General features: G+C 57.3%; 1 rRNA gene. It reads right to left on the bottom strand.

Annotated features, from left to right (window positions below):
- Positions 1-21 precede the first annotated feature (21 nt).
- A 23S ribosomal RNA gene (locus ABH941_RS40890) occupies positions 22-1,195 on the bottom strand; the annotation flags it as partial.

Genomic DNA, 1,195 nt, shown 5'->3' with positions numbered 1-1,195 from the left:
CACAGTGGACGCGTAGCAGCTATGGTCAAGCCCTCGGCCTATTAGTACCGGTCAGCTCCACCCCTTGCGGGGCTTCCACATCCGGCCTATCAACCCAGTCGTCTACTGGGAGCCTTACCCACTCGATGGTGGTGGGAGTCCTCATCTCGAAGCAGGCTTCCCGCTTAGATGCTTTCAGCGGTTATCCCTCCCGAACGTAGCCAACCAGCCATGCCCTTGGCAGGACAACTGGCACACCAGAGGTTCGTCCGTCCCGGTCCTCTCGTACTAGGGACAGCCCTTCTCAAGACTCCTGCGCGCGCAGCGGATAGGGACCGAACTGTCTCACGACGTTCTAAACCCAGCTCGCGTACCGCTTTAATGGGCGAACAGCCCAACCCTTGGGACCTACTCCAGCCCCAGGATGCGACGAGCCGACATCGAGGTGCCAAACCATCCCGTCGATATGGACTCTTGGGGAAGATCAGCCTGTTATCCCCGGGGTACCTTTTATCCGTTGAGCGACGGCGCTTCCACAAGCCACCGCCGGATCACTAGTCCCTGCTTTCGCACCTGCTCGACCCGTCGGTCTCACAGTCAAGCTCCCTTGTGCACTTACACTCAACACCTGATTGCCAACCAGGCTGAGGGAACCTTTGGGCGCCTCCGTTACATTTTAGGAGGCAACCGCCCCAGTTAAACTACCCACCAGACACTGTCCCTGATCCGGATCACGGACCCAGGTTAGACATCCAGCACGACCAGAGTGGTATTTCAACGACGACTCCACAACCACTGGCGTGGCCGCTTCACAGTCTCCCACCTATCCTACACAAGCCGAACCGAACACCAATATCAAGCTATAGTAAAGGTCCCGGGGTCTTTCCGTCCTGCTGCGCGAAACGAGCATCTTTACTCGTAATGCAATTTCACCGGGCCTATGGTTGAGACAGTCGAGAAGTCGTTACGCCATTCGTGCAGGTCGGAACTTACCCGACAAGGAATTTCGCTACCTTAGGATGGTTATAGTTACCACCGCCGTTTACTGGCGCTTAAGTTCTCAGCCTCGCCCCGTCGAAACAGAGCTAACCGGTCCCCTTAACGTTCCAGCACCGGGCAGGCGTCAGTCCGTATACATCGCCTTACGGCTTCGCACGGACCTGTGTTTTTAGTAAACAGTCGCTTCTCGCTGGTCTCTGCGGCCGGCCCCAGCTCG

Origin of the sequence: Streptacidiphilus sp. EB103A, assembly GCF_041261405.1 — a bacterium.
GTDB lineage: Bacteria > Actinomycetota > Actinomycetes > Streptomycetales > Streptomycetaceae > Streptacidiphilus.
This window is presented reverse-complemented; position numbering and strand designations above follow the sequence as displayed.